Raw genomic sequence first — 24,543 nt, 5'->3', positions numbered from 1 at the left:
AAGTCACGTCATCGGGTTGTGCGGGTCGTTCGTGATATGCACCCACGTGCCGCCACGCCCAAGAAAATTCCCCCCCGCGTAGTGATGTTTCGTGCCGTAGCATTTGGTGCGGCCAATCCGGCAATGCTCATGGCCGGCATCGTCGCGCAGCCATTCGGCGACACTGGTTTCCATCTCCTCCCACACCGCGCGTTCCTTTACGGTCCAGGCATAGCAGTGATTGCACAGCACATCGGCAATGCCGATACACGGCCCCGCGTAACGGCTCACTTTCTCCATCTGGGACACGATTTCCGCAACCTTGGTGGACAGAGCCATGGCGTCGTTGCACGACGAGACGAAGCGCGACGCCTCGTCGAGCGACTTCACAGCTTCCGCTGCCTTCCTGAAATGCAGCATCAGCTTGGACATGAGTTTCTCCACACCCGCGCCGGCCTCCCGAATCTCGTCCGTCGCGTGCTTCTCGACGAGCCGATGATCGAGCAGGCTGGACTTGATGGCGATACCGTCCGCCCCCTTCAGCAGATTGAGCCCCACCTTGTCGCCAACCAGTACCGCGGCGGTCATGCTGCCCGAGACGGCGCTCTGCCCCAGCCTGGTCAATTCGTTAGCCTCACCGATGAACGGCAGAAAGATCGAGCCGACAGCCAGCGCTTCGCCGATCACCGCTCCGATTTTCTCGCTGCCTGTCGTCCGTGTGTACCAATGCCCGGCGCGCCGCGTCGCCCGCGCAAAATAGCCGGGGCGGTCCACCTGCCGCCACACGGCGTCGATCAATGCTTCGAGACGTCTTCTGTGCATGTGGTCGGCAGCGGGCGCTCCTGCCCTGACGCGGGTCATGACGGGCTGTTCCGCGCTGTAGTTCCAGCTGGCGCTATCGGACGCGTGCATGCCTGCAACGATCTTGTCGCGAGCCGCCTTCATGCCTTCGAGCAACTCGCTGATCTTCACGGCGCCCGGCGAGCCTGGCGCCGCGGGGGCGGGTTCGAAGCTCGCCGGCAACGCAGAGATCGCTTCGGCGTGCCGCTTGGCGGGCATGGCAAGGGGACCGGTAACGGGCGGCGCATAGCACACGTCCTCGCCGCCGCCGGCGCAGCAGCATCTGTAGGTGTGCTGCTCGAACCAGAGCTGCAAGGCCGAACTGATGTTCTGCTCCAACATGGCCCATTCTTTGGTGAGCTCCGCGTACGCGTCGAGATAGAAGATCAGCAGATCGAGCACAGGCAGTGCGTAGTTACGCACCTTGTCGCTGTGATGAATGAACCGCGAAACCGCCTTGACGTAGTTGATCGCCTGCTCGCAGTTCGCGAAGTCGCGACCCTCTGTTTCGTCGACTTCCTGGAGAATCGTTTTCATCATGCGGAAGTGATCGACTGCCCGTCGCAGCGCATCGCCGGCTTCCACGGTCAGGAAGACGCCGCCCATCTCGGAGGCCTGCTTCGCACTCGGGAACCGCCGCAACCAGTTGCGGTTCGCACGCCTATGATCCGCGCCGATCAATTCGATGGCGTTCCTGAGCGCGTAGGTGCCCGCAGCGAGCGCGATCAGCACCGGGATCGCGATGCCGCCCGTCGCGATCCCGGCAATGGTCACGCCAACGGCGACGGCCACGCCGGTTCCCATGCTGACCTTGCTTTCCGTGCTCCACTTAGCGACAAACGTCTTCGCCTTGTTGGACAGAAAGTGTTTGGTGAGCCCCGTATGCTCTCTCGACACGGTTTCGAAAGCATCGTGCATCATCATCCTGGCCGCCCGCTTCGCGACTATGGGTTCAAGAAACATGGCATCTCCGGCGAGAAAGTTGTGTTGACTGGAAAACAGGAGACCTGGCCCGCAACGGCCTCACGGCTGGCATCGCGCTCATCGCCATCACCCGATCCCAAGCAGCAGGAAATAACGCTCGACATTGCCATCCGGCTGCACGATGTCACGCATCAAGTCCCCCGGCGCCATGCTTTCCCATGAAATAGCCCGCGCGAGCAGATACGAGGTCGGGCTGTGCGGTTCCTGACGCTGTAGATAACGCGCAACGTCGGCGAGCAGCCGGTAGGCATGCGAGCGATCGGTGATCAGGTCGACGATGCAGTGCGGGAGCGACGCAGCAGTCTTGTGCGAGGTCGCATGCGGTTGCATCGGCACATACGTTGCCGGTGCATCTTCGCTATACGCGTCTTCGCCATGCGCCTCTTCATGCGTGTCGCCCAATGCCTCGACGGCCGGCGGCACATGCACCGCTCTCTCGCCGATCAGGCTGGCTGCGGCCCGCGAAAGGCGCGTCAGCACCTCCGCGACGCCGTTGAAACTCGGCGCATAGTCGCCGAGCCGAAGGTCGACGAGCTGGGACATCCGCGCCCAGGCGTCTCCTGCAGCGCCCGCGCGCTGTCGCAATCGCGTCAGTGCGGTGAGGTTGTCGCCGCGCATCACGTGCAGATCGATCAGCTCGCGAGTCACAGTGCCGCCGCCATCGCCAGCGGGCGCCGCGGCAAGCCGCTGGAACGCTTCGAGATTGAGCGCGGGCAGGTCGTCGGGCACATCGATCTGCATCAGCGGCACGTCCAACGACAGCACCCGCGCGATGGTCCTGGCGAACCACGCGAAAGGCGCCGCCCGCACTTCGGCGTCACCGTCCTCGAGTTGCGGCCACGCCGTCTCCCAATAGTGCTCGACGAGTCCCGTCATCACCTCGACGCCGGCCACGAAACCGTCGACATGATGCAGATGCGTCCACGCCTCGCACAGCCACGCGGCAAGCTGAAAATCCTTGCTGCGCGTGCGCAACGCGTCGCCGCTCAGTACGGCGACAGCCTTCCAGTCCGCTTTGGCAAGCGGGCGCTCCCATTCGCCCATTGGCAGCGAGGCATCGTCTTCATGCCGCGCCGCGCGAATCTGTGCGTAAATCGCCTCGCCGCGCAGCGATCTACCCGCGCCTGCGCCATCCGGCAACTCAGCGAGGTAGCTCTCCACGTCGATGGCGAATTCCGGCTTGGTGTGCTGCAAATACGATGTGCTCATAGTGCGTTCCATTCAGGCGCGGAGGTGGGGAAACTGCCGGGCCATGCCAGCGGTGTCTTGCTGCCAGGGCTGCTCAGCGTGAGACGGACGAACACCTGGCCGCGCGCCAGTTTCGGCAGCAGCGCGAGGTCGGCGGCGCTCACGGTGCTCAGCGGGAAATCGAACTTCAACAGTTGTGCCGATGCGCGATCGCGCGCGAGCACATCGGCAACGCGCTGCTGCGAGATAAACGAAAAGAGCGCCCATGGGTCGGCGAATTGCCACGTCAACGCGCGACCATCCGTCGAGAACGCGCGCTGCCCCGGATCGTTGACCGCCGTGAGCGGCGAGTCCTTCGCAAAGCGCAGCACGAGCGTGACGGGCATGCCGTACTCCCAGTGCAACGTCCCGGGTGTGTCGTTCATCGAAACACTTTGTGCCCCTACCCGGAGCGTCCAGTCGATCACCTGGTTGGCCGCGATCTCGGCCGTCCGGTTCGCGCGGAAATCGACTCGCAAGTCGTAGCCCGTCGGCGCTCCGTCGTTTGCCGGATACAGCGGCGCGAGAAGCGCCGCCACCGGGTCGAACCGGTCAGCGAACTGGCGCACAGTCGCGCTGCCGCCGACGGCCCGCTCGACGGCGCCGTTGCGCGCCTGCTGCAAGATCTTCGACGCGCGTTCGTATTGCCGCAGCGTCTGCCCGAGTTCGGCGAAGTCCGCAGGCACCCCTTGTGCACTGCCCACGCCTCCCGCACCGCCGCGGCTTGCAAGCCGCACCGGAACGCCGAACGGCTGGTGCCCCGCAACGTTCTGGTTGAATGTCGACGCAAAAGCGTCCCATTGCTGATGCAGTTCAGCGTTATAGCTTTGGCCACAGCGCGCGAGCAGGCTGTCGTACAGGCGCATGTGCACCGAGGTGAAATAGTCGCTCGCGCCGCTAAGGGACGGCCGTGACGGGAATCGCCCGATGCAGTCGCCCCCACGAGCATCGCCCGCCAGCGTCTGGACGAATTGCTCCAGCATCAGCAGACTGCTGTTCGGATTTTTCAGCTGATAGCGGCCCAGATCGAGCTCGATCGCCTGCCAGCGCTGTGCCAGGGGCGATACCGCATCGGCTGTGCCGAGCGCGGACAGATAGACCGCTGCCTGCTTGCCGAGCGCCGCGGCCCGTGCCGCCTGCTGGTCGAGATAGACGCCCAGTTGCGCCGGGTCGGCTATGCCGAATGCAGCGAGCACGGGCGCAGGTGCGCCGCCTGGTACTGTGCCCGCCGATCGGGTCGCATACAGCTCGGCGCGCATCAGGGCATCATCGACGAGGCGCAGGTGCTCCATCGCATCCCGCGACGTCAACGCATCGAGATCGGCGGCTTGCGCGGCCGCGTCCATGTCGGCGAGCGCCGCGCGTATCTTCACGAGACGGCTGCGCGCGGCGTCGAACGCAGCGCCATCCGGCTCGCCTTGCGCCGGCGACACGGCAGCAGCAGCCGCCACCTGGTCCATTATCAGTCGTGCGAACTGCACGTCGAGTGCCTGCTCGACGACCGGCCGCAGCGTGTCGGGAAGCGCGTTCAGACCTTCCGCCAGAAAGTGCTTGCGCACCTCGCCCAACGCCAGCGCCTGGTCGAGCTGGGCGCGGTCCCAGGTCACGGTGGAGCCCTCCGGTATCGACGGCAACGGGAGATCGCGCGGCACGACCATGAATGGCTGGTTCAGCAGCTTCAACAGACCGTCGCGCAGTGCAAGTCGCGCCGGGGAGACCGCGTAGCGCGCGTCCTTGTCGATCCACACAATGCCGGCATCGGCGCCCCCAAAGCGCAGCGCCAATTCGCTCCTGAACGCCAGGTATGCATTGCCGGAACGCGAGCGCACGCGCGCCACACTGTCGGGGCCGAGCAGACGGCTTTGCGCGGCGCGCGCAAACGTACGGTCGTAGACCGGGCCGGGAACGAACTGTGTCTGCCTGATCCATCCGCCCTTGCCCGAGGCGAGCAGATCCTGCTGCGTACCGATGGCGGCCGCTATCGCGCGGTAATCGCCGGTGAGCTGGGCAAAGACCGCTTCGTTAGTCTCCGTCACGGACAGATTGCCCAGATGACTCACGACCGCGCGCTCGCTATTCAACAGCGGGTTGCCCGCGAAGATCGCCTCGTCAAGCTGCTGCGCGCCCTTGTCGAACGTGCAGCGCAAGGCCTGCTGCACGATGGGCAGATTGATCCCGCCCACGCCGTCGACGGCGTAGGCGTCGCTACGGTCCGGATCACGATAAAAGTACGGCAGGCTCCCGGCGACGTTGCCCTGCAACTCCGCACCGAATGCGTAGCGCACAGCGAGGCGAAGCGCATCGGCATTGGCCGCCGATGGCCTTTGCAAGCGCTGCATGGCTTGCAGCGCCGCGTCGAGCTGATCGACCGCGCCGACGTAGCGCTGCAAGGCACGCATCGCAGGCGCATCCTCGACGGCAAGACTGTCCACGCCGCGCGCGGCGGCACTCGCCACTGCGGGCGCTGCGCAATCATCACCGACGATCAGTTGTCCCGTACCCGGATCGCGCGCGATACCCGTGAGCGTTCCGACACGTTCGAGCATCTCACGCTCGAGCGCCGTCACGACGATCTCGCCGAATTCGCGTTCGAAGCGCTGCCGCACACGTTCGTTGAGATCGTCGACGACGTTCCACGAGCCGGGCATGAAGAACGACCAGTCCGTGCCGGCATGCAGCCGGTCGTTCACGCCGATCAGCGCAAGCGCCTTGCTTCGATACCAGTCAGCGGGCAACTGCTGGCCACCGTGCTCGGCAGACGCGCGTTCCTGCGCATCCTTGCGCAGGTCGTCGAGCGCAGCCACGATCGCGGCATGACGATGGCTCAACTGCACCGTCGCAACGGCGAGCCCGATGCCCCAACCGCCAAGCAGCATGAGCGTGCCCCAGTGGAGCGTGCGATTGACCAGCGGCCGCGCAAGATGCTGGGTCCGCGACGGCCGGGTCAGGCCATATTCGAGAAAGATCTTCTTGTCGAACAGATCACGCAGGAAAGCCGGCTGCAGCATCAGATCGTTGACGAGCGATCCAGTCTCGCGCGGCCGGGCCCGTTCGCCCGGCGCCGGGTGCGCAGCAGCCTGATCCGCGTGGTCCGGGCCCGTCTCTCCCGCGCCTCTGTCATCGCCGCCGGTCAGATAGGGCTCCGCACCGCGGCCATAGGGATCGGAGCCGGCCTCCATTGCGTCAACGTCACCCAGTCCGTTCTCGTCGACGCCCGCTCCGCTGAGCTCGCCGGTGTCGCCCGTCAGGTAAATACCGCGGAAGAAAAACGGTTCATGGTACGCACTTGGCCGAAGCAGTTCGTCCACGTAGAGCTGCAACTGTGAACGGAGCGCATCGATGCGGGCAGGCAGAAACAGAATTTCGCGTGCGTCGAGATGCCCGGTGTCGAGCGTGAAAAGTTCGGCGCTCGCATCCGACACCGCGCGTTCGATGCTGGTCATGGCGGTGTCGACCCAGCTCGCCTGGTAAGTCACCGAAAGGTCGTACGGCGAAGACCAGCCGAGCATGCTGGCACGCAGTGGCTCAGGCAAGGCGCGCGCAAACGACGTGAAGCCGGCCAGCGCCTCCCCCCCTGTCACAACGACATACAGTGCAAAGCGCATCGCGAAGCGATTCTGCGCGAGCCACAAGCGCCGATGCGCGAGCTTCGCGTGACGCACGAGTTCGAGTCTTGCATCGGTATCCTCGGCCAGCAGCATCGCGGCGGGCACCGTCACCACGACCGAATCGAACGGCCGCTGCGGCCGATAGTTGCGGCACAGGCTCAGGAATTCGTCCCAGGGCTTTTCGTCGGTGTCTTCATCGGGCGAGCCGAGGTAGGCTGCCTTGATGTCGATCACGATGCCGCGATCGAAGAACTGCCACGCAATGCCCTGAGTCGCGGCCGGCGTCGCAGCTTCCGAACTCAGCACGCTCGCTACGCCGGACTGCGCGATCGGCAGAGGACGCGGATCGTCGCCTTCGTTCAATACGAGAATCCAGGGCACGTTGTAACGCTCGGCCCGCGACGCAATATTACCCTCGACCAGTTCGACGGCCTGGCGAAACGCGTTGCGCAACGAATCGGTGCGCATCCGGACGATCTTGCGATCGCCCGTCGTCTTGTTCTGCGCACCGTGCGCGGCAAAATACACGACGACGCCCAGCACCGTGCACACGACAACGATGAGAACGGCCAGCGAGAGCAGAAACAGGTCGCTCGTCAGCATGCGCGATCTCCCACAGGCTTCAGTTTGTGCATCGCGCTCATGAACTCATCCTTTCCACGCTGTCGCTGCGAAGCGCCTCGCGCACCGGCCACGACTGCCAGAGCCACAGCAGTTCCGAACAGGCGAGCAGCGCAACGGCCGCGAGCAGGACCATCATGGTCCAACGGCTCACGGCGGGCAGTTTGCGCGGCGCGATGTGCGAAATCGTGTTGGCATACGCGTCTTCCGCCAGCGGAGCGTCGCGCCCGCCGAGACCGGGCCGCCGCTGATAGATGAATTCGTAGAGTTCCTCACGGTAGCTGCGCAACTGCGCGGTGGCGTCCGTGCCGCGAAAACGCCCGTGAAAACCCATCGCCAGCGCAAAAAGAAAAAGCCGCGCAATGTCGCGGCGCGACGGCTCGCGATCCGACAGCAGTTGCTCGATCTTGCGGAACACGAGGTCGCCGGCGACATTCGTTCGATACAGCGTCGATTCGAGCAGACAGCTCGTCCAGCATTCGCGGCCGATCCACGGCGTGTTGAGCAGCAGTTCGTCGGCGAGCACGGCCTTCAGATACCGTGCGTCAGCGAGGTTCTCGATATCGAATCGCGTGCTGTCACGGCGGGACTGCAAGGTCTGGATTTCCAGCAGATTCAGCAGGTGGCGGCTGACGCGCTGGGCCGCGAGTTCCGGCGTCGCGTCGGGCTCCCCGGAAAAGCGCCGTTGCGCTCTCACCAGCTCATCGACAAAGAGGCGAAACTGCACCATGACGATGTCGTTCTCTTCAAGTTCAAATGTATTGCGTGCCATGTCCGCTCTGGTTTTGTATTGATCAGCCTTTCACGAACAGCAGCATTTCCTGCGGCCGCTGTACGCTCGCACTCTCATTCAGATTGGCGATCACGAGCGTCTCGCTTGAGCGCACGAGTACGGAATCGGCCTCGATCTCGAACAGCAGATAACCGGACCCGGAGCGCAAGCCCAGTTCCTCCGCATGGTCGACGACGCGTCGCTGCGCACCCAGCACACGACGGGTGCGCAACGACGGGTAGACCGATTGCGACCCCACGGTCGCGCCATCCATCCATGCCCGCAGATCGTGGTCGGACTGACCACGCAGCCCGACCACCAGCCGCTCGCCCACCCAGTCCGGCTGCAAGGCGATCTCGAACGCACCGTGGCGAAATTCGAATTTGCGCTCGCGGTAGCCTTCGCTCACCTCGGCGATCGCATCGCGCACACCTCGCAATAGCGGGGTAAATACAGCGAGGGGATCGGCGTGGTCGTAATCGGGCGGCACGGGCGCAAGTCCGCCGTGCATGAGCATGCTTAGCGAGCCGCTTAGCGAGGCGAGCGCCAGATAAAGCGCGAGCGGATGCAGGTGCGGCGTGCGCAGTACGGCTTCAGCATGCGGCAGCGCGCAGAGCAGGCTGCGCAACCGGTCCTTCAGTTCGAGCTGCGTGAGCCGGTCTTCGACTTTCGACGACGGAATCACGGTCTGCCTTGCGACGAAAGCCGCCTTGCCGCGCAATTGCCCGAGCAGCAGGGAAACGGTCGTCCAGAGTGGATTGTCACGAGCGATTTCGAGCAGAGGCGGCAGGCGTTCGCCCAGCCGCACCATCTCGTTGTCGCGATACACCGCACCGAGCCGCAACGAGACGTACATCGCCGACGGCAGCTCACCCGCGGCCAACGCAAGATCGGGAATGAGGCGCGGGATGTCGGCAGGCGGTGCCTGCGACACTTCGTCGGCGACTGGCACGCCGGCCGTCGAACGAAAGCGGCGTATCTCGCTGTCGTGACGCATCGACGCGACGACGGGAAGCGTCAGATAGAAATCGATCGGCCCGTTCGCGAGTTGCTCGGCAAACGGTTCGAGCGACAACTCGAGCCGTCCGTGCTGGCTCGACTCCGCCGAATACGAGACGGCCGTGCCGTCGGGCATGATCGCGTCGAGCGCCAGGACGCGCAGCACGCCCGCAGGCAGCAGCCCCTGGTCGAAGACGAGACGGCGCACACCCCAGCTGAACGGCGCACAGGCCAGTGTCTGCCATGCCACGAGCGAATCGACGCGCGCATTCATCAACTGGAAGTGCTGCGGGGCGAGCAGCATGCCCTCGAACCATTCGACCCGGTCGACAACCGGTTGAGCGAATTCACTCATGACCGTTGCTCCGCGGAGAAAAGGACGCACGCAACCCTGCGGCGCGCTCGCGCACCGGCACGGAATCGGACGAATTCATAGAACGTGGGTATAGGTTCATTTCACGGCCGAAATGGAAAACGTGTTGTCGTCGAGCTGCACTGCGAGCCGGCCGCTGAACTGTTCGATCCGCACGCGGTGCGCGCCGGGACCGGCATAGTTGGCAAACACGAAGGCCGCTGCCACACGAGGGCGATCGAATGTGTCGCCGGGAACATCGAGATGCTGGCCGGGCACGAATTCCCAGCTCCGGTAGCCGATACTCTTCGGAAATGTGCTGACCAGATCGGCACGTCCGGCAAACCATTTCGACGCCGGCAGCTCGGCGATTCGCGCCAGCATCGCTTCGTCGGTGACGAACACGACATCGACGGCGACCGGGCTGTTGTTGTTCACGTCGTCGCTGGCACTGAAGGTCATCGTGTCCCACTTCACCTTGTCGCCCTTGAAGCTCAGCATGGAAGGCATCGCGCATCCCGCAAGCGACGCCGCGATGCATGCGGCCAGGCACCACGTCGCAAGCTTGCGCGTGACATCCGTCATGACCGCGTAGACCCCGTTCGGCGTGCGGGCCGCCTGTGTCGATGTGGATTGGCAGCCCGTCCCATCCGTCATTTCGCTCATTTGGCTCATCTGCTTCATTTGGCGCCTACTCCAATGCCCATCAGTACGATCAGCAGCCCAACCGTCGCGACGCATCCCGTCGCCAGTGCAAGCTGCACGCGGTTGAACGCGAAACGGAACAGCGCGTCCGGCTGCGCCGCGGCCTGCCCATCCACCGTCGACACGCGCTCGGAGGGCAGTCCCGCTGAAACGAGCGCCACCACCATGCAGACGGAAAGCAAACTGAGCAGATTGCGCGGTCCTTCGCAGATCAGGTCGATCGCCACGAACAGCACGCCTGCCGCCTCGACCGGCAGTTGCAGACTCGACAGCACGATGCCCGCGTAGCCGACACCCGCCACGCCGCTCTGCCCTGCCGACACGAAAGCCGCGAACATCGATGCCGCCGCGACCATGGCCATGTCGCCCGCATCCAGCGGACGTCCATAGAGATTCGCGACGAACACCGTCGCCAGCGCGAAATAGAGCGCGGAGCCGGCGCGTACGAACACGGCCCCGAACGGCACCACCAGTTCCGCCACGCCGCGGCTGAATCCGAGCCGTGTGCTCATGGCCTCGATCGTGTGCGGAATCGGCGCCGTCGCGCTGCCCGAGGTCAGGCCGACGAGCATGGGGGTCTTCAGCATGGTCATCACGCGAGCGAGCGGTACGCCTGCACGGGCCGCGATTGCCGCAATCGCGATGCAGGATAGAAGCAATGCGCAGAGCACGAACCACAGCAGGAATCCGCTCATCGCACTGAGCATGGCCCCACTCGTGTGCCCCGCCACATGCGCGGCACTGCCGAACACGAGCAAGGGCAACAGCAGATTCGCATGTTCGATGATCGCCTCGAACGTCCTGTAGATGCTTTCGAATACACTGTTCAGCACGCGCGTCTGCGCGCTGGACAGCGCGGCGAATGCCATGCCGAACAGGATCGTGCACGTCAGGATGCCGAGCGCGCGACCGTCGGCGAGCACGCGATAAAAGTTGTCGGGCACAACGTCGCGCAGCGAGATCGCGGACAGCGCGTGGCCTGGTTCATGCGCATCGAGCAACGACATGCGCAGGTCTTCCGCATCGCTCGCGCTCTGCAGCACCGCCTGTCCCAGCTGGACGCGCGCACCTTCCGAAAGATGGGCGCCCGGCGCCGCGGCGATCCCCACCAACGTGCCGCACACGGCGCACAGCGCGACCAGCGCGAGTGCCAGTGACAGCATCGAACCGATGCGCAGCTCGGGGTGCGCCAGCGCCAGCAGTTGCCGCAGGCCGAAGAACATCGCCACGACCAGCAGCGGCACGGCAGCCATATTGACAAGCGCCAGATAGATCTGCCCCACGACGGATGCGATCACGCCCGCCGGCCGCACCAGCGTGCCGGCCAGGATGCCCAGCCCGAGGAACAGGAGCAGCCCGAGGGTACTGTTGGAAAGACGCTTCAGGACCTTCATCGGCGTACGTTCCAGCCACGGGAAAGACCATATGACACCGTCGCGCGCGCCAGTTCGAGCGTGCTGTCCACAAGTGCCATGGCAGACGCCTCCAGATGCCGCGCCGCGAGCGGAATCTCCGTGCAGCCCATGACCGCCGCCTCGGCGCCGCGCGCTTCGAAATCACGCAGTGCCGCCCGGAGATATTCCGCGGAGCGGGCGAGATCGCCCGCCTTGACGGCATGGATGCACGCGTCGAGGTTCTGCTGGGCGCCTTCGTCCGGCACCACGGGTTCGATGTCGCGCGCCGCGAGGATGCGCTGGTAGAGCCCCGAGTGAAGCGTGCCGCCCGTCGCGAGGACGGCTGCACGGCGCGTATCCGCCGGCATGGCGGCGACACAGGTTTCAGCGATATGCAGAATCGGCGCACCGCTGCGCGCTCGCATCGAGTCGTACCAGTAGTGTGCCGAATTGCACGGTACGGCGATCAGTTCGACGCCGTTCCGGTTGAGCATGTCGATACCGTCGAGCAGCGCCGGCAGCGGATCTTCGCCGCCCCCGAGCATCGCCTCCGACCGATCGGGGATATGCGGCAGATTGGCCACGAGCAGCGGCAGATGTTGCTGGTCGCACAGCGCCCCTGCGGTGCTCGTCAGCTGGATAATCCGCTCCATGAAATCCACGGTCGCAAGCGGTCCCATGCCGCCAAGAATACCGATCAGTGCCATGCGGTTCTCCTAGATCTTGAGCGGACGCGGACAGATCACCGACACCGCCGCGGTGTTGCCGATAACAAGAATCAGCGTACGCAACATGTCGCACAGCGGATCGACCGCAAGGAACAGGATGAACGCGGCCTCGAAGGGCAGACTCAGATAGACGCAGGTCATGCCGATCAGCGAAACCGTGACGAGGCCTGTCATGCCCGCCGACGCGAATCCGGCGAGTACCGACGCGAACAGCACCGTGCACACCTCGACGACACCGAGCGAGTGGCCGTACAACTGGGCAATGAAGAACGTGGCGCAAACGTAGTAGACCATCGGTCCGATACGCAGCAACGACACGGTCAGCGGCACCATCAGCTCGACCCCGGCGCGCGGGAAGCCCAACCGCTCAACCATGCTTTCGATCATGCTCGGCATGCAGGCGGCGCTGTTGCGCGTCGCGAGCGCAAGTGCGAAAGGCGCGCGCAGCGCGGCAAGTGTTGTGCCGAGCGAGCGGCCCGAACGTTTCCAGATAACAGTGGCCGACAACGACAGCAGCACGACGGAAGCCACGAAGAAAGCAATCACGAACTGCAGCATCGCGTGCAACGGACCGACGCCCGATTTGCCGAGTTGCGCAGCGCTCATGCAGAACAGGATCAGTGGCAATGGATAGCTGAGCCAATGCATCAGCTTCTGGCACGCCTGATAGATCGTTTCGAGCGCCTGGCTCAGGCCGACGGAAATCCGCTCCGGCACACGGCCGACCGCGAGCCCGAACAGCAGTGCGAATACGAGTGCCTTCAATGCGTCGCCGTTGGCAAGCGCGGCGAATATGTTCGTGGGCACGAGACTGGTCAGCACGTCGACGAGACTCACGCCTTTCTCGACCGTGTCCGTGCCGTAGAGATTCATCACCACTTCGTTCGAGGTCGAATCGTTGCCGACCATCAGCCCGAACGTCTGCATGGTCGAACTCGGCAGGTTGATGCCTGGGCGCAAGACGAGCAGAACCAACGCGCCGACGAAGGCGACCGTCGCCGACGCACCGAGAAATACCATCACGACGCGCAGCATCAGCCGTGCCGTGCCGCCGTCGCGGAACAGACGTTGCAGGCTGAAAATCACGGCCGACACCATGAACGGCAGTGTCGTCATCTTCAGCAGATTGACGTAGACGTCGCCAACCACGGCAAAGCGTTGTGCCATCTCCGGCAGCGCCAGACCGAACGCGCCCCCGAGCGCGAGACTGCCGATCACCACCCACGGGTTCACGGCCCACGCATAGATCCTGCTGGAATTCATTATTGCTTCCCCGACTGGTCCGATTGGTTGTCTGGAATTAGTTGTTTGAAGCCTGCAGCAAGGTCGTCACATCGATCTTTTTGCTGCGTTCGGCGAGAAACTGGTTGACGAACGCGAGTAACGTCGGCGCGTTGACGTTCACGCCGATCGCGATCGGGTCGTCGAGGTCTTCCAGGGTCACCACGCGCAACCGTAGCGAAGCGGTCGGATCGCGCTTGAGCACGTGCTTGACTTCGAATTCGTCCCGGTAGGCGGCCGTGACTTCGCCCGCATCCAGTGCTTTGAGCAGGTCCTCCCAACTCGGATAGGGCACGACCTTCGCCTGCGGGAAGTTGCTCCCGATGTAGGTGGCATATGACGAGTTCCTGACCACCCCGATCGTGCTGTCGAAGGCACGGACGACGTCCGGCACGGTGCGGCCACGCGCGAGCATCGCGAACTTCACGCGGTTCAGCAGCAGCGCGCGATGCAGCCGGATATACGGCGCGCTGAAGCTGATCACCTGAGCCCGCGACAACGTGCGCGACAGCTTGCTGATTGCCAGATCCGCCTGACCGCTTGCGAGTAGGTTCACGACGCCGTCGTAGGTCTTCGCATCGCGATTGAAACTCACCTTGACGCCGAGCTTTGCCGCCATTTCCCTGGCAATATCGATGTCGACGCCGCTCAAATGACCGTCGTGTTCTTCGAAGAACGGCGGCTGGTCGACACCCAGCACCGCGACGACGAGTTCGCCCCGGCTCACGATGCGGGCGAACTCGGGCGCGAGGAGCCGGCCATCGGGCATGAGCATGAGGCCCGTCGACGTGGCTGCCGGTGCGCTTGCGGCTGGTGCGCTTGCGATGGGTGCGCTGGGCGCGCTTGCCGCGGCCAGGTTCGCCGCGAGCGCCGGCATGCCGGCCAGCAGGATGGCCGCGCCGCAAAGTATCGCAGCGAGCCTTCGCCATGCGCCACGTAACGTGTGCGTCGGGTGGCCGGCGCGGCAGAACCGCTTGAGCACGGAAACAGGAGTAGAAAACGCGAAGTGCATGTCTGTTGGCAGTTTCAATTGTTGGAAGAAGCCGGTGCCGGGGACGCGCCAGCCGGGTCGCTTACGGAACGCACTACGCTTTCGCTGCCGGCATCCGCGGCGATCGGCGCCTGCTCGACCATCGCCGCCGCCGACGCAGGCGCAGGCGACGTTGAAGGCACCTTCGCAGGCGCCATGTAACGCACACCGATCTCGATCCCCAGCAGGAACAGCAGCACGCATAGCGCCATCGCACAGACAAGCACGATGGTCACCATGCGCGTGGTCATCGAAAAAACATATTGCATGGCGTGTTTTCCTCAGGGAAGCATGGTCGTGAACTGGGTCGGCGCAAGGATCGAGACGACCCCGCCCCACGCGCACATAAGCTTCGACGCGTTCTGCAAGGCCGGCAGCGCACCGATCAGGACAGTCGGCGAGCCCGGCAGCCATGGCGCCATCGTCATCGGCACGCAGGGCATCGGCGTCAGTACACCCAGCGCCGCCGCCGTCGCTGCCGCTACCATCGGATTCGCGGCGCACGAACAGACACCGAACGGCGGCACGTTGACCATCGGCAAGTGATCCATGACCGTTGCGGCAGGCGCACCAGCAAGGACCCGGCTTGTGGGCAGCACGTTCAACACGGCGGGCGCGGCGCCGAAACTGCACTGCAGCGTCGCTCCGGTTGTGATCAGAAAGCTCATGGCCGGCCCTTCACCCATTTTTCAAGATGCCTGGCGAGGCGCTGCCCGCCCGTCGCCGCGCCGTCCTGCGGCGCAGGCCCGGCCACCTTGCGGGCCTCGCCAAGCGGCTTGCCGTGCGCATAGACACGCTCCTCGTTCAGGCGGCCATCCGCACCGTAGCGCCGCACCGTGCCATGCAGGAGGCCGTCCTTGTAGGGTGACGACTGAACCAGCTTGCCGCCGCTCGCATAGTCGCGCGTCTCGCCTTCGAGAACGCCTTTGCTGTACGAAGCGCGTCGAACGATGCATCCCTCGTGCAGATACTGTGCTTCGCGCGTGAGCTTGCCGGCCTCGTAGGTGAGCCACGAGGTCGCCAGTCCCGATGGCGCGTACGACACGGCGGCTCCGTGCAGCACGCCATGCACGTAGTGCTGGCGTGACGCGACGCGACCGTCCTGCCATGTCGTCGTCGTGCCGTGAAGCTGCCCCGCCACGTATTCGGCCTCCTGAAGCACCGCGCCTGTCGCGTCGAAGGTGCGCACCCTGCCCGACAACACACCGTGCTCGTAGTGCGCCTCCAGGGCGGGTACGCCACCCGCTCCGAACATGAGCACCTGCCCGTGCGGTACGCCACCCAGCATCGGCATGCGGCTCACGACTTGCCCCGTCGCGTCGCGCGTCTCGATGAGCGTTGCTTGTGCGGATGCATCGGCCGCACCATGGCCAGGTGCAGGGACGGAGGCGCAAGAGCCTGCTGCAGACGGCGATATGCTCATTTCGGGCCTCAGTTGAGCTTGACCAGCGCGCCCTTGAGCGCAAGCATCGTGCCGCCATCGATCGTCTGCATCGCCGATGCCTTGCTTTCCACCTGCAACGCCTCGTTGCTAAGCGTCGTCCCGGCCTTGTTGGCGAAGCTCGTGCCCGCCTGGTTCTGGATCGACGTGCCTGACTTGATGCTGATCGAACCGGTCACATCGATGACAAGATTGCCGCTCACCTTCAGCGTGTAGTTGCCGCTGACTTTGCGCGTAAACGCCGCGTGATTCGTGTGGGTTTCGTCACCTGTCACATCGACCGAGCGAGTGCCTTTCACCTTGTGTGTCTCATTGCCCTTCTGCACGTCGACGGTGCGATCGCCTTTTTGCACGACGTGCGTTTCCGCCCCTGCAATCACGGTCGTGGACAGCGCGTTCTCGACGGCGATATTCAGATCTTTCTGCGCGTGAAAATACAGTTCCTCACTATTGAGCTTGTCGTCCATCCGGATTTCGTTGCCGGCCGTGCCCCCTTTCGACGAACGCGAGCGCATCACGCTTTGCGTCTGCGATGCGGGCAGGCCGACGGGCAACGTGCCCTGACGGTTGTAGACGCTGCCTGTCACGAGCGGCCGGTCGGGATCGCCGTCGACGTAGCTCACAACGACCTCCTGGCCCACTCGCGGCAGAAACAGATGACCCCATCCATTGCCCGCCGCGGTCTGCGCAACGCGCACCCAGCATGAGCTGCTTTCGTTGGCGGTGGCCGAACGGTCCCAGTGGAACTTCAGCTTGATGCGGCCATACGCATCGGTCCAGATTTCTTCGCCGGACGAGCCGGTGACGAGTGCGGTGTGCGTACCCGCGACCCTCGGCTTGGGCGTCACGAGCGGCGCACGGAAGGCGACCGAAGCCGGGATAACGTCGAAGTCGTTGGCATATCGATCGTTCGACGCGCTGTGCGACACCGCGCAGATCACGTACGACACGTTGAATGCAGCGTTCGCGTGGCCGCCCAGCGTGAAGCTCGCGCCCGCGGCGAGCGTGCAGATTCCGCTGCCGGCACGCCCCGTTCGCTGTCCCAGTTGATGCGCCGCGAGCCGCAGTTTCGCCGTGCGCGTGCCGTCCGCCGCCTTTGCATAGCCGCCGGGGAACGTATAGCGCGTCCCGCTCGCCGGCCCGCTGCCGGCCGCTGAGTTGGCCGTCATGAGCGCCGCCGTCGTGTAGTCGTAGTCGGCCACGATCTGCTCGGCTTCCACCAGCCCCGTCGTCATCTCGAAGGCGTCGATCCGGTTGACCTGACCATGCGCGACGGAGTCGCTGGAGTACCAGAGATGCGAGTCGGTCTTGCCCGGTTTGTGCGCAGCGGTGCTGTCGCCGAGCACCATGGTATGGACGCCGTCGGCGAACGTGAAGAAGTAGAAGATGCCCTCCTCTTCCATTAGCCGCGAAATGAACTGCAACGCGCTTTCATCGTATTGCACGCAGTATTCGCGCGCGGCGTACGTGCCTTTCAGGCGTAGCTCGATCGCGATGCCGAACTTTTGCAGCACCTGTTCGACGATGTCGAGCGCACTCAGGTTCTGATAGATCGCCCGATCGCTCCCGAGTCCGAGCAGCCACAGGCGCGGCGCAAGCTCGGCGGTATAGAAACCATGCTGCGCATCCGTGCCGACCTGCGCAAAACGCGTGACGATGCCGTGGATATAGCGCTTCGGGCCCGACGGCACCTGCAAAGTCACGGTCGCGCTCTTGCCCACGATCGCCTGCGCGTCGAGCGCAAGGTTTGCCGAACGCATGCGCAGATCGAAATGGAACGGCATCGAAATCGCTTCGCGTCCGCTCAGGCCGTCGAGCAGCAGGACGTCCTTGCCGAAGGGCGTGCTGATCGAAAGCAGGCTGCCCGCCTGCGTCGCGTTGGCGGTTTGCACGTCAGGTCTCCCCGCCGGCCGCGAAACGGAAGCTGACGCTGCCGTCCGGTGCGAAATCGAGGTGCACCGCGCCGAACGGCTTCGCCATCGAAATGCGTTCGAGCACCTCGCGCGCCAGTTCGGGCAGCACGTATTGCGTCAGAATGTGATCAACATTGCGCGCGCCGCTGTCCACCTCCTTGCAGCGCTCGGTGATGATCTGCGCGAACCGGTCGTCCCACGTCAGTTGCGCGTGATGGTTGCGCGCAAAACGCTCGGCAAGCCGCCCCAATTTCAGGTTCACGATCGCTGTGATCTGCGCATCGCCCAGGTGGTAGTACGGCACCAGCACCATGCGGCCAAGAAACGCCGGACTGAACTGCTTGAGCAGCGCGGGCCGCAGACGCTCGATCAGTTCCGCGGGAGGCGGACGGCGGCCGCCCTGACTCGCTTCCGTGATGACGTCCTGGGCGGCATTCGAAGTCAGCAGGATCAGTGTGTTCCTGAAGTCGATCGAGATGCCCTCGCCGTCCTCCATCACGCCTTTGTCGAACACCTGAAAAAACAGTTCGAGCACATCGGGATGGGCCTTCTCCATTTCATCCAGCAGCACGACGCTGTAGGGACGCCGCCGTACCGCTTCCGTCAGCACGCCACCGCGGCCGTAGCCGACGTAACCCGGGGGCGCGCCCTTCAGGCCGGAGACGCTATGCGCCTCCTGGAATTCGGACATGTTCACGGTAATCATGTTGCGCTCGCCGCCGTACAGCATGTCGGCGAGCGCGGCGGCCGTCTCAGTCTTGCCCACGCCGCTCGGGCCAACCAGCAGGAAGACGCCGACGGGCTTGCCCGGATCGTCGAGATCCGCGCGAAACGTCCGCACCCGCCGCGCGATCGCATCGAGCGCCTCATCCTGGCCCACCACGCGTGCCGCCAGCTTCTCGTGCAAGTAGAGAACCGTGTGGAGTTCGTCGGCAAGCATGTCGCCGACGGGGATCCCCGTCCAGCCTGAAATCACCTTGGCGACCACGGTGGAATCGACGCACACGGGCACCATCGGCTCATCGTTGCGCACCGCTTCCAGGCCTTTTTCGAGGCGCCGGAGATTGGCCGCCAGCGACTCGCTGTCTTCTTCGCCGGCTGCCTGAGGCTCGGTCAGCGTGCGGGCGATCTTGCGCCGCCACGCCAGAATTTCGTCGACGACGCGCTTCTCGGTAACCAGTTTCTCGTTCAGGCCGGCGCGCTGCGCCCGCTGTTCGTCGAGCTGACGGACGAGTACCGCGATAGCATCCGAGCGATCGGCACCCGTAGCCGCTTCGTGACGCAGAATGCGCAACTGGTTTTCCGCGGAGTCGATCGCGCGCCCCAGCGCTTCGATCTCTTCCGGTACGCCGCTCTGGCCGAGCGCCACCCGCGCGCATGCCGTATCGAGCACGCTGACGGCCTTGTCCGGCAACTGCCTGCCCGAGATATAGCGATGCGACAGCTTCACGGCGTCGCGCACGGCCTCGTCAAGAATCTCTACGCCGTGATGCGCTTCAAGCTTCTGAACCATGCCGCGCAGCATTTCAATGGCGACAGGCTCGCTCGGCTCTTCGACCTTCACAACCTGGAAGCGTCGCGCGAGAGCGGGATCGCGCTCGACATACTTCTTGTATTCCGCCCAGGTGGTCGCGGCGATCGTGCGCAGTTCGCCGCGCGCAAGCGCGGGCTTGAGCAGGTTCGCTGCGTCGCCCTGGCCTTCGCTGCCGCCCGCGCCGATCAGTTGATGGGCCTCGTCGATGAAAAGAATCACCGGGACGGGCGAAGCCTTGACTTCCGAAATGACCGATTTCAGCCTGTTCTCGAATTCGCCCTTGACCCCGGCGCCCGCCTGAAGCAACGCAAGATCGAGCGAACGCACGCAAACATTGGCGAGCGCGGGCGGCACCTCGCCCGACACCACGCGCTGCGCGAAACCTTCGACGACGGCCGTTTTGCCGACACCGGCCTCGCCCGTCAGGATCGGGTTGTTCTGACGGCGTCGCAGCAGCACGTCGATCAGTTGACGAATCTCCGCATCGCGTCCGCAGATCGGATCGCTCGCACCTTCACGCGCGAGTGCGGTCATGTCGACGGTGTACTGTGCGAGCGCGGAAGGACGGCCACCGCTGTTGGCGGTCATGGCGGGCATCGCCTGCGGCACGACACCCGCCGGCACGCTTGCGGCGCCCGTGACGGCCGTTTGCGGCGCAGCCCGGCCGCCGCCGTCTTCGGATGAGTTCGCCACCAGTGCCGGCAGCGCATCGCGCAGCGCGGAGCGCGGAATCTTCAGCATGGTCGGCACGGAGTCGAGCAGCAGCCCGCGCATGCTATCCAGTTCGAGCAGCGCCAGCACGATCGTGCCCGAGCGTATCTGCTGTTCGCCAAGCAGCATCGAACTGAGCAGCCATGCCTCCTGGAACAGCGGCGAGAAATTCGGCGACAGGGCCGGCGTTCGGCCATTCCCTCGCTTGAACTGATCGACGGTGTTTTGCAGCGACTCGGTCACGTCGGCGGTGGAAATGTTGAAGCGCTCGAGAATCGCCCGCAGATCGGGCGCGTCCGATTCGAGCAGTTGCAACAGCAGGTGCTCGACGTCCACGTTGTAGTGCGTCTGCCGTACGCAGAGTTGCGCGGCCTGTTCCATTGCGTGCTTGCATGCCGGGTTCAGACGGCTCAGCAGCGTGCGGATATCGATGTCCATATTCGTGTTGATCGGTATTGATCTTTATGATGGTCGCAACGCGGTTCGTGTAACGTGCGCCTCGCCCGCGCGCATGGCGAACTTCACTGGCGCGGGCTTCTCCGAGGGCGCCTCACCTTCGTCTCGCGACGCCGCCAACCACGAAGTCCAGCCCAGCCGCAAGCCGGCCGCGCCCACGGCACAGGCTTCACGCCGTGCTGCGGGATGCAGGACGAACTGCACGTCGAAATCCTGCTGCAGGTAACACCGCACGAGCCACGCTGTCAGCCTGTGCGCCTCGCCCCCCGGGAGCAGCGCGCCGAACTGCTCCACCGAGACGTCCAGAAATTCGATGCGCACGCCCGCGGCCTGGTCCCAGCAACGTCGTCCAAGAACGGCCCGGCCGCCGGGCCGCAACGCACCGAGGCCTGTCTGCGCCCGTCCAAGACGCAGACTGTCCCGCCCATCGACGTCACGCCAGCCGCCGACGAACTGCGCGCCCCTCACGCGCATGCCGAGGCGATCGGACAGCAACGCGAGCAGCCCTGTCATCGAGCGCGAGCCGTTGCCGCACAGTCCCGCATGCCGCAGCCACAGACGCGCACCGTCCGGTCCGCGCTTGCCCTCGCGCAGGCCAAGGTTAGCGAGTGCATCGAGGCTGGCCGCAAGCGGTGCGTCGTCGGGCGCGCGTGCGCTCAGTCCCAGCGCGTGCTTCTGGCGGCCACGATAGAAGAACGACAGAAATCGATGATTGAAGATGTCGAGCAGATCGGCCATTGCCGGCTCACGGGCAGCGCGCCGCTCCAGCAACATTTCGGTGAAGGCGATCGGCAACGGCCCGCTGTGACCCGCCAGTGTCATCACGGGCGTGCTCACCGTGTACGTCTCACGCGAGGGCGCGGCGTCATCCGTCGCAGCGGCAGTGCCTGAACGGTCCCAGGAAGCGGCGTTTTCAGGACCGTGCGCGAGCACCTCCTCCGCTGAGCGCGTCACGGCTCCATCGCGCAACGCGTGGCGGCGCACCGCGTGGATGTCGCTTGCCTGGAACGCCATCGACACGAAGCCCTGCAAACGCACGGCCTCATTCGAGCCGTCCGCGCGACCGAGCCCCGTCGCCCAGGGCTGCGCGCATTCCAGCAGATGGATGGCCTGAAACAGGTCGAACCCCTGGGGCCGCGCAAGAAGCCGGGCGATCAAAGCAACTGCTGGCAACCGGTCATCGGCTCCCATCGCTTCCATGTCTCGTCTCCCCGGCGCACCACCAGCCGAACAAATGAATTGACCGATGTGTACATGGCGAAGAAGCGCGCCAGCACCGCCCCCATCAGCAACGGCGAGCCGCCGACGAACGCATCGGCGTCGAACTCGACGCTGACCTCGGTGCCGCCGCAGTATCCGCGCCAAGCGTCCCTGCCCACATGGGCCATGACGTTATGCGCGGCCACGCTGACGATGCCGCGGATCTGCTCCTGCTCCCGAGTACCGTCCAGGGCGAATAGACGCAACATCTCCTGCAGTTCGCGCTTGCCTGTCGCCCCGCTTACGAGCGAGTGGTAGTTGCGCGTGAGCAGCGACACGAGGCGCCACAGCGTCTCGCTCCCGAGCGGCGGGTTGCGCTGCGCCGTCGGTTCATAGAGACAACGCACACGTACGTTCTGCGACACCCGCTCGACCAGCATGCGCGCCCCCACAGGCACATGCTCGGCGAGGCGCCGGTTGGTGCAGAGCGCGTTCACATACACCACGGGCGTATCGGACTGGTTAGCCGTGTCCCCGTCGATAAAACTCATCCATGTTTCCACACCCGGCACGTTGCCGCGCAGGCTGTGCTCACGGCGCGCCGACCAGAACATGGCAGCGTCTCCTTCACCCGCCGGATCGAAACGATCGACTGCCGTGAAGCACGGCAGGCTCGTCGCCCGATCCGTCACAGGATCGGATGCGACCACCGAAACGATCGAATGAATCTCGGTGATGGCCTGGCGCTTCTGATCGGCGACCAGCAGATATTCGTAATTGCGCCGATCGACCACGATCGGCTCGCTGGTCTGCGCGAACAGATTGACGATAGGCACACATCCGAGCCGGAAATGCTGGGCGCTGAGCATGCCGAGCCCGCGCGGCATGCGCTCGAGCTGCAGCACGATCTCGCAGGTGCGCCCCACGCCGCACGATCCCGCCGGCAAGGTCAGATCGAAGAAATGAAACTTGCGCGGAAAGGCGAAGTATTCCTGCATCAGCCCGTAAGCGGGATGCGCATGCGGCGGCTGCGGCAACACGCTGTCCTCGTCCGCGTAGCCGACCTCGCGTAACGCGGACGGTCCAAGCCTCACGACAGGCCTCTGTGCGGCGTGCACGGAAACACCCGTGACCGACGACACCAGCAGCTCGTAAAGCGGCATCGTCACCATCCAGTCGCCGCACAGATGGAGGCGCAACTGAGTCAGTTCCAGTTCGGAAAAGTCGACGCCCGCCTCGCATTCGAGCTTCAGGCGCAGCGTCGCATCTTCGCCCAAGCCCGCGTACGTGATCTTCAACGGCCAAAGCACTGTGTCCCATGCCGTGCGGAAACGGCATGCGTCACCGCCTTCCGTGCGGGCGGAGAGACCCGTATGGCGCGGTACGCGAAACCCCGCCGTCACCTTGCCCTGCGACGAATCGAGTTCGAACTGTGCGACCGTCATCGACGGAATGGCCTGCACCAGCGAAGGACAGACATTGTCGAGCAACGCACCCGCGATCTGCGGGAACGTCTGATCGAGGTCGCGATGCACGCGCGCGGCGAGAAAGGCCGTTGCCTCGATCAAACGCTCGGTGTGCGGATCGAGCGACTCCGTGCCGTGCAACGCGAGCCTGGTCGCGATCTTCGGATAACGTTGCGCGAACGAAGCCCCCTCGGTTCGCAGATAGGCGAGCTCGCGTTTGTAGTATTGAAGGATGTCGTCCGGCGCCATGTCACGCAAGCTCCGTCCAGCGCGCATCGACGACATCGCGGCTGACGGTCTCCAGTTCGAACGACACATGGTCGACCGACGGGCCGACATTCAGGCGTCCGGCGACGGTCAGCACGGGATACTGCTCACGCCCTGGCGGGAAGGAAAACGACACCTTCACGCCGACAAGACGTGGCTCGAATAGCGTGACCGCGCGGCTGACGGCGGCGGCAATCGCGTCGCGATCCTCGCCCGAGCGCAGCGAGCGTTCTGAAAAATCCGGCACGCCGTAATCGGTCACCGTGCCATCGCAGTGCGCGAACGCCTCCATCGTCAGATGCGAGCGCGTGTTGAGCAGACGCATCAGCTCGCGTGCGATCGATTGACGAAGCGAATCCTCTCCCGGCAGCGAGGCATTGGCGTCGTTCGCGAAACGCTCGAACAGCGGGACAGGATAGCGATGGTTCATGGTCGGCATGTCGTAGAAACAGATCGACGGGCGGCTCATATGCCGCCCGTTGAAGCGCGGGCAACGTCGCGTCAGCCTTTGGGCGTCGCAGCCTTGTTGGTCGACAGATCCCAACCGAACGAAGCGGTACCCTTCTTCGTCGAGTCCGTCTTCTGCTGGGTGTATTGCGACGTGATCTGCGAGAAATTGATCGACAGCGAATCCATCATGTCCGAGCCGCCGCCGCTCGTGCTCACGTTGCCGATCATCGCATTGGCGAGCACGTACTTCATCTGCAGCATGAACTTGCCGGCTTCGTTACGACCGATTGAAATCGTCGCATCGCCGAGCTTGGTGCCCGCCGCGCAGGCGCTATAGAGCGCCGGCGTCGACTGGTCGGTGATCTTGCTGACCTGCACTTCGGAAAACGAGGGACGCCCCAGCGTGCGCTCCGTGTTCGACGTGTCGCGGCCCATCGGCATCGACACGCCGTGAGAAAACGACATGAGCTGGATGCCATTGGCGAAGCCGTCGATCAACGAGTTGCCCTTGATATCCTTGATTTGCAGAATGATGGTATCCATGACTGATCTTGAGATAAAAATGTACGGTGTACGGAACGATGT

Annotated in this window: 19 protein-coding genes; all 19 read right to left on the bottom strand. The window is 64.4% G+C overall.

Annotated features, from left to right (window positions below; genetic code table 11):
- Positions 1 to 3: 3 nt before the first annotated feature.
- Positions 4 to 1,782 (bottom strand): hypothetical protein, encoded by a 1,779-nt coding sequence (locus tag BCY88_RS13615; RefSeq protein WP_120344749.1) that lies wholly within the window; start codon positions 1,780 to 1,782, stop codon positions 4 to 6.
- A gap of 87 nt (positions 1,783 to 1,869) precedes the next feature.
- Positions 1,870 to 3,012, bottom strand: a complete 1,143-nt coding sequence (tssA, locus tag BCY88_RS13610; RefSeq protein ID WP_183081359.1) for a type VI secretion system protein TssA — start codon at positions 3,010 to 3,012, stop codon at positions 1,870 to 1,872.
- Entirely contained in the window at positions 3,009 to 7,241 is a 4,233-nt protein-coding gene (locus BCY88_RS13605) for a type VI secretion system protein (protein ID WP_120344747.1), read from the bottom strand. Before BCY88_RS13605 ends, tssA begins: the two co-directional genes overlap by 4 nt.
- Before the next feature lie 37 nt (positions 7,242 to 7,278).
- The gene (locus tag BCY88_RS13600; protein ID WP_120344746.1) at positions 7,279 to 8,031 is read right to left on the bottom strand and encodes a DotU family type IV/VI secretion system protein; all 753 of its coding nucleotides are present in this window, start codon (positions 8,029 to 8,031) and stop codon (positions 7,279 to 7,281) included.
- 22 nt (positions 8,032 to 8,053) lie between these two features.
- Positions 8,054 to 9,385: a type VI secretion system baseplate subunit TssK gene (gene tssK, locus BCY88_RS13595; protein WP_120344745.1), complete on the bottom strand. Its 1,332-nt coding sequence runs from the start codon at positions 9,383 to 9,385 to the stop codon at positions 8,054 to 8,056.
- Between the two features lie 96 nt (positions 9,386 to 9,481).
- Entirely contained in the window at positions 9,482 to 10,048 is a 567-nt protein-coding gene (locus tag BCY88_RS13590; RefSeq protein WP_310796119.1) for a hypothetical protein, read from the bottom strand.
- Positions 10,049 to 10,062: 14 nt separating this feature from the next.
- Complete coding sequence (locus BCY88_RS13585; protein WP_120344744.1) at positions 10,063 to 11,481, bottom strand: dicarboxylate/amino acid:cation symporter; 1,419 nt, start codon at positions 11,479 to 11,481, stop codon at positions 10,063 to 10,065.
- Complete coding sequence (gene cuyB / locus BCY88_RS13580) at positions 11,478 to 12,188, bottom strand: cysteate racemase (protein WP_120344743.1); 711 nt, start codon at positions 12,186 to 12,188, stop codon at positions 11,478 to 11,480. Before cuyB ends, BCY88_RS13585 begins: the two co-directional genes overlap by 4 nt.
- A gap of 9 nt (positions 12,189 to 12,197) precedes the next feature.
- On the bottom strand, positions 12,198 to 13,472 hold the full coding sequence (locus BCY88_RS13575) for a dicarboxylate/amino acid:cation symporter (protein WP_120344742.1): 1,275 nt from the start codon (positions 13,470 to 13,472) through the stop codon (positions 12,198 to 12,200).
- Positions 13,473 to 13,509: 37 nt separating this feature from the next.
- On the bottom strand, positions 13,510 to 14,520 hold the full coding sequence (locus BCY88_RS13570) for a substrate-binding periplasmic protein (protein WP_259461385.1): 1,011 nt from the start codon (positions 14,518 to 14,520) through the stop codon (positions 13,510 to 13,512).
- Positions 14,517 to 14,789, bottom strand: a complete 273-nt coding sequence (locus BCY88_RS13565; RefSeq protein WP_120344740.1) for a hypothetical protein — start codon at positions 14,787 to 14,789, stop codon at positions 14,517 to 14,519. The genes BCY88_RS13570 and BCY88_RS13565 overlap by 4 nt, the downstream gene beginning before the upstream one ends.
- 12 nt (positions 14,790 to 14,801) lie before the next feature.
- Entirely contained in the window at positions 14,802 to 15,188 is a 387-nt protein-coding gene (locus BCY88_RS13560) for a DUF4280 domain-containing protein (protein ID WP_120344739.1), read from the bottom strand.
- Positions 15,185 to 15,943 (bottom strand): toxin-antitoxin system YwqK family antitoxin, encoded by a 759-nt coding sequence (locus BCY88_RS13555; protein WP_120344738.1) that lies wholly within the window; start codon positions 15,941 to 15,943, stop codon positions 15,185 to 15,187. Before BCY88_RS13555 ends, BCY88_RS13560 begins: the two co-directional genes overlap by 4 nt.
- Before the next feature lie 8 nt (positions 15,944 to 15,951).
- Positions 15,952 to 17,853 carry a type VI secretion system Vgr family protein gene (locus BCY88_RS13550; RefSeq protein WP_120344737.1) on the bottom strand — a complete coding sequence of 634 codons (1,902 nt, stop codon included), beginning with the start codon at positions 17,851 to 17,853 and terminating at the stop codon, positions 15,952 to 15,954.
- A gap of 1 nt (position 17,854) precedes the next feature.
- Positions 17,855 to 20,557, bottom strand: a complete 2,703-nt coding sequence (gene tssH / locus BCY88_RS13545; RefSeq protein WP_120344736.1) for a type VI secretion system ATPase TssH — start codon at positions 20,555 to 20,557, stop codon at positions 17,855 to 17,857.
- 24 nt (positions 20,558 to 20,581) lie between these two features.
- On the bottom strand, positions 20,582 to 21,775 hold the full coding sequence (gene tssG / locus BCY88_RS13540; protein WP_120344735.1) for a type VI secretion system baseplate subunit TssG: 1,194 nt from the start codon (positions 21,773 to 21,775) through the stop codon (positions 20,582 to 20,584).
- Complete coding sequence (gene tssF, locus BCY88_RS13535) at positions 21,730 to 23,490, bottom strand: type VI secretion system baseplate subunit TssF (RefSeq protein ID WP_120344734.1); 1,761 nt, start codon at positions 23,488 to 23,490, stop codon at positions 21,730 to 21,732. Before tssF ends, tssG begins: the two co-directional genes overlap by 46 nt.
- A gap of 1 nt (position 23,491) precedes the next feature.
- Complete coding sequence (tssE, locus tag BCY88_RS13530; RefSeq protein WP_259461384.1) at positions 23,492 to 23,977, bottom strand: type VI secretion system baseplate subunit TssE; 486 nt, start codon at positions 23,975 to 23,977, stop codon at positions 23,492 to 23,494.
- Between the two features lie 32 nt (positions 23,978 to 24,009).
- The gene (locus BCY88_RS13525; RefSeq protein WP_120344733.1) at positions 24,010 to 24,501 is read right to left on the bottom strand and encodes an Hcp family type VI secretion system effector; all 492 of its coding nucleotides are present in this window, start codon (positions 24,499 to 24,501) and stop codon (positions 24,010 to 24,012) included.
- Between the last annotated feature and the right edge of the window lie 42 nt (positions 24,502 to 24,543).

The sequence above is a fragment of the Paraburkholderia fungorum genome (genome assembly GCF_003610895.1).
In the GTDB taxonomy this organism is placed as follows: Bacteria; Pseudomonadota; Gammaproteobacteria; order Burkholderiales; family Burkholderiaceae; genus Paraburkholderia; species Paraburkholderia fungorum_B.
The sequence above is the reverse complement of the archived record's forward strand: the minus strand, read 5'-3'. Positions and strand labels throughout refer to the sequence as shown.